Genomic DNA, 5502 nt, shown 5'->3' on the forward strand with positions numbered 1-5502 from the left:
AATTACCTTATCGGCGAACGACCAGGCTCCGTTGCCGGCGTAGCTCAGTTCGTGCATGATCTGGTCGTTGGGGGCGAACCACAGCCCGATGCCGGTGATCTCCGTCACGGTTACCGCGGCGTTGTTGAAGTCGAGACGCAGGCGGTAAACCTTGGTGCCGCCGGTGTGGGTGCTTTCGCCGCCTTCGCGGATCAGGCCGCCATCGAGGGGGAACACGTTAGGCGTACCGCTGTTACGGTCGGTGAATTTGTATTTGCCGTCTTTCAGGGAAGTGTAGATTTCGAACACCCCAGCGGTCACGGATTTCATTTTCTGCGCCTGGGCCAGGTCGGCACCTGCTTCGGTAGCGTCGCCGGTCAGGAATACATCCACCGGGATTTCGGCGAAGCCGTTCGGGCGTTCCACTTCGATCGTCCGGGCCTCTTTTGCTGGCTGGATGTTAAAACCTTTGGAAGCCAGTACGGTCCATTTGATTTTACCGGTCCCCAGCGCGGGAATGCCCGTTTTGCCGGCGATGCTGTTCAGGTCTTTGTGAGACAGGTTCAGTTTGTTCTGCACGCCGCCGCCATCGGAAGGGATCCGGGCGATGGGGTTGCTGAAGTCGCCGTCTTCCTTATCGAACGCTACTTCATATAATACCAGCGAACCGTCTTCCGCCCGGGCCTGGTCCCACTCGAAGGCGCTGGTGGCGGGCTGCAGCTTGGTAAATTTGTTATTGAGCGGCGCGGTCAGTTTATCTACCGGCTGGATGTTGGTGTTAAGCTTGTAATCGTCCTTTTTGCACCCGCCGGCCAACAGCGCAACGAGCAAGGTTACCATGGAAATACTTTTATACATGACTTACGATTGAATTTGATTGTTGAATTGGATTACCATTCGGGGTTCTGTCCCAGGTTTTTGTTCTGGTCGCGCTCGGCGGTGGGTACCGGCCAGAGGTAATGTTTCGGGTTCTCGAAACGGCGGTCCTCGACGATGATATACCCGTTGGGGTCTTTATTGAAAGCCCCGGAGGCCACCTTGATCCCGCGGACCGGGCGGGCCAGAACGGTCTGCGCGGTTTTCCAGCGGCGGATGTCGAACACCCGGATGCCTTCGAACGCCAGCTCTGCCCTTCTTTCGCGGCGCACGATGTCGCGGAGGGTTTCTTTTACAGCCCCTGCGGGATATTCGGTAGCGCCCGCGTCGGTGAAGCCGGCGCGGATACGGAGGGCGCGGATGGTCTTGTTCCAGGTATCGGCATCGAGCTGCCCCAGTTCGTTTTTAGCTTCGGCAAAGCCCAGCAATACTTCCGCATAGCGGATCAGCGGCAGGTTGAGGCCGGAGTTATAGTTCGGCGCGGTAGGATCGTAATGTTTCCGGAAGTAGTACCCGGTGGGTGAAGCCCCCTGGTCGTCCACGCTGTTGGTAGCCGGCACGGAGCCCGGCTGCGTGAGGATCGTTTGGGTAGCCCCGTTGAAATCCACGATGGTAGCCCCGTGATGGATGATCGTAGCTTTGAAGCGGGGGTCGCGGTTTACGTAGGGCGAATTGGCATCATACCCGGAACCGGCTTCGGCGATCCCTTTCCCGTTCGTCATGATGTAATCGTCGACCAGGTCCTGCGTGGGCACCAGCGTGCTGCGCAACAGCGCCACCGTCTGCGGCAGGAAGCTGCGCTGGGTGCTGTAGGTGCGGCCGCCGCCGTATTGGATATCGAGGATGATTTCGTTGTTGAACTCGTTGGCGGGTTTGAACAGGTTCTCATAACTGCCGAGCAGCCCGTAAGTCCCGTTCTGATTTCCCATCAACAGCCCGTATTCCTGTGCGGCCAGGTCCCACTCGCCGTTCCAGAGGCGAACCCTGGCAGCCAGCGCAATGGCGGCGCCACGGGTGATGCGGCCGCGGTCTTTTTCCGCGTACTGGGTATTTACGGGCAGGTCGTTCCGGATGGCGGTCAGTTCGTCGAGCACGAATTTGGTCACTTCTTCGCGGCTGGTGCGGCCGATGGTGCGGGCTGCCGTTACGGAGATGAGGTCCAGGTAGAAAGGTACGCTGCCGTACAGGTCGGTCATATTGAAATAAGCCCATGCGCGGATAAACCTGGCTTCCGCCACGATCCGGCGGCGGAGGGCTTCATCCATCTGCGGCACCTTCCCGATGTTGAGCACCACGAGGTTGCATTTGCGGATGGCGGAATAGTGATAGCTCCATTCCTCGCGAACGCGGGCCTGTGCCGGATCGTAGCTCCCGCCTGCTATGAGCGATACGCCGCTGAAGCCGCCGCCGGCCACATAGGCATTGTCGCTGAGGGCTTCGTTCCCGAAGTAGAAACCGTCGCCGTACATGTTTTCGTAGCAGCTGGCCAGCGCATCGAGCGCATCCTGCGCGTCGCGCCAATAGGCCTCTTCCGTAAACTCGCGCGTATTGGGCTGCTCCAGCTTGCGGCAGCCGGCGGCGAGTAACGAAATGCATGCTATGGTGAAGATCAATTGTTTCATAACGGTGTGTTTATCAGAATTTGATGTCGATCCCGAAAGCATAGGTCGCTGCGTTCGGATAGTTGCGCCCTGCGATGGCGTTGTAATTGAAGAAATCCATCTTATCGTCGAACTGCGTAAACTCAGGGTCTACGCCGATCTCGCGGAAGCGCTTCGGCATGAGGGTCAGCATGTTCTGCCCCGTCACATAAATCCGCGCGCCCTGGATTTTCACCCGCTCCGTAAAGGACCTGGGCAGGGAGTAACCGAACTGCAGGTTCTTGAGCCGCAGATATTTGGTATCGAACATCCAGTAATCGGAATAAGCGAAGTTGTTGGCGTTGGCCGTGCCGATGGTAAGCCTCGGGTAGGAAGCGCCGGGATTGTTCGGCGTCCAGCGGTCGAGGTGCTGCACCATGGCGTGGTCTTCGTTGTTATGGAAGGCTTCCACGATGTCGCCGCGCAGGTATTGCGAGCGCTTGCCCACGCCCTGCCAGAACATGGTGAAATCGAAATTCTTCCAGGTCAGGTTGTAATTGAAACCGAAGGTATACCGCGGGAAAGGATTGCCGAACACGAAACGGTCATCCGCATCGATGGTACCGTCTTCGTTCCGGTCGATGTACCGGATATCGCCGGGCATTACTTGTTGGTTAAACGCAAAAGGCACCTTGGGCGCGTTCTTCAAATCGTCCAGGTTCTGGTACAGGCCGCTGGATTTGTAACCGAAGTAGGAAGCGATGGGGAAACCTTCGCGGATGATGTAACTAAAGTCGGAACCGCGGATAGATTCCTGGCCGAATTTGGTCACTTTGTTCAGGTTGTCCGACACGTTGGCGCTCAGGTTATGGTTGAACGCGCCTGTTTTGGCACGCCAGGAAACCGTCACTTCCCAACCCTGGTTCCTTACCTGGCCGGAGTTCTGCAGGCTGGACCCGATACCGGTGGTGCCAGGCACTACTTCAAACAGGTAAATGCCGGAAGTGCGCTTGTCGAAGTAATCGAAGGAAACGCCGACTTTGTTATCGAACAATTCCACGTCGGCACCGTAGTTGGCCATGGCGGAAGTTTCCCATTCCAGCAGGTCGTTGTAAGGCGTGAAGTCAGCACCCGGGTTGGCGGTATTGTTGAACGGATATTTGTTCGGGTTGATGGACACGCGCGCCAGGTAGTTGAACCCGCCGATGTTGGAGTTGCCCACCTTACCCCAGGAATAACGCAGTTTGAGGTTGCCGATGTCGCGGAGATTTTCGAGGAAAGGCTCGTCGGTCACGCGCCATCCCAGCGAAAACGCCGGGAACATCTGCCAGCGGTGGCCGGGCGCCAGTTTGGAAGAACCGTCGTACCGCCAGGTGAATTCCGCGAGGTATCTGTCTTTAAATACATAGTTCACCCGGCCGAATAGTGAATTCAACGCAAACAAGTTGGGGTTCACCAGCTCGTTGTAAGTGCCGATCGTGGCGTAATCGAGGGTGCCATCTGGTTTGGGGATATACCCGCCGCCGATGCTCCAGTCGCTGTCGAGGTTGGTAGTCCCGTACCGGGTGGCGCGCAGGCCGTAATATTCGTTCTGCGCATCGCTCCTGCCCCCTACCTGCGCTTTCACGTAGTGGTCTTTCGCGAAAGTGTTCTCATATTCCACCGTGGCATATACGTTGGTGGTGAGGTCGCGGTACGAAGCGTTCGACTGCTGGTTGTTGATTGGCGGGTTGGCTGTGGTGTAATACGGTGCGTAGCTGTATTTGTTCTGCCGGTAATAATGGTTGTTGATGGTATAGTTACCGGAAGCGTTGAGGTTGACTTTCACATGCTTCAACGGGGTGATCGTAACATCCACGCCACCCAGCAGGTTGTCGCGCTCGGTGTTATTGTAACCGGCGTTCACGAGCTGCGCGATGACGTTGTTGCTGTTCAGCGCCGGCACCACGAAGTTGCCCAGCGAGTCTTTCACCGGGTAGATCCGCGGGGTCCGCATCGCATCGCGCATGAGCAGGCCGATGTCTGCATTTTGACGGTTGAACCAGGATTTGGTGTACGCCATATTCACATTCACCTGTACATACTTGCTGACTTCCACGCTCACGTTGGCGCGGGCGTTGTAGCGGCGGTAACCGAGGTTGAGCTCATCGGGTACATACTTGTTGGCGAGCATATTCCCCTGGTTCACATAACCCATACTGAGCAGGTAGCTGGTGGATTTGCCGCCGCCGGAAAGGCTCAGGCTGTGGTTTTGCTGCGGGGTGGAATGGCGGATCATTTCCCGGAGGTAAGCCGGTTCGGAACCGCGCTCTTTCCAATGCGCCACCTGTTGCGGCGTGTATTGCGGCGTTTTGCCGGAGTTCACCAGCGCTTCGTTCTTGAGCGACATATATTCCCATCCTTCCACCTGGCGGGGCAGCGCCGTGGGCGTTTGCCAGCCGTACATGCCGTTGTAGTGAACGGAAGGGCGCTGGTCTTTCGTACCGCGCTTGGTGGTGATATAAATCACGCCGTTGGCGGCCTGCGAACCGTAGATGGCGGAAGACGCAGCGTCTTTCAACACGGAAATGCTTTCCACGTCGTAGGGATTCAGGTTCTGCAACCCGCCGCCCTGCGTCATCACCCCATCGATAATGATGAGGGGTGCATTGCCGGTGAGCGATCCCACGCCGCGGATATTGAGTACCAGCGCAGCCCCGGGCTCGGCGGTAGCCTGTTGCAGCGTGAGGTTGGGCGCAGTACCCTGCAGCGCCTGGAACATATTCGTAACAGGACGGCTTTCAATATCTTTCGTGGAAATAGTGCTGATGGCGGCGGTCACCTGTCCTTTTTTCTGTGAGCCGTACGCCGTGATCACCACTTCACCGAGGTTTTTGGAATCGACGCGCAGCAGCACGGTCAGCTCCGTCCGGCCGCCGATGGGCACTTCGGAAGAGAGGAAGCCGATGTAACTGCAAACGAGCGTTCCGTTCGCGTCTTCGGAAGGGATCTGAAGACTGAAATCGCCGTTTTCGTTCGACACGGTGCCAACAGCAGGTTTGCCTTTGAGGCGGATATTTACTCCGGG

The 5502-nt window shown here is 57.3% G+C and carries 3 protein-coding genes; all 3 read right to left on the reverse strand.

Annotation, left to right across the window (positions count from 1 at the left end):
- On the reverse strand, positions 1-837 hold an 837-nt coding region (locus Q0510_RS05620), incomplete at its 3' end, for a SusE domain-containing protein (protein WP_298709028.1).
- Positions 838-869: 32 nt separating this feature from the next.
- Positions 870-2477 carry a RagB/SusD family nutrient uptake outer membrane protein gene (locus Q0510_RS05625; RefSeq protein ID WP_298709029.1) on the reverse strand — a complete coding sequence of 536 codons (1608 nt, stop codon included), beginning with the start codon at positions 2475-2477 and terminating at the stop codon, positions 870-872.
- 13 nt (positions 2478-2490) lie between these two features.
- Positions 2491-5502: TonB-dependent receptor (locus Q0510_RS05630; RefSeq protein ID WP_298709030.1), on the reverse strand; the 3012-nt coding region annotated here is incomplete at its 5' end.

The organism is uncultured Chitinophaga sp. (assembly GCF_937874145.1).
Classification (GTDB): domain Bacteria; phylum Bacteroidota; class Bacteroidia; order Chitinophagales; family Chitinophagaceae; genus Chitinophaga.

Excerpts from the sequence above, each read along its gene's own strand:
- Q0510_RS05625 (WP_298709029.1), bottom strand. The coding sequence starts at position 2,477 with ATGAAACAATTGATCTTCACCATAGCATGCATTTCGTTACTCGCCGCC.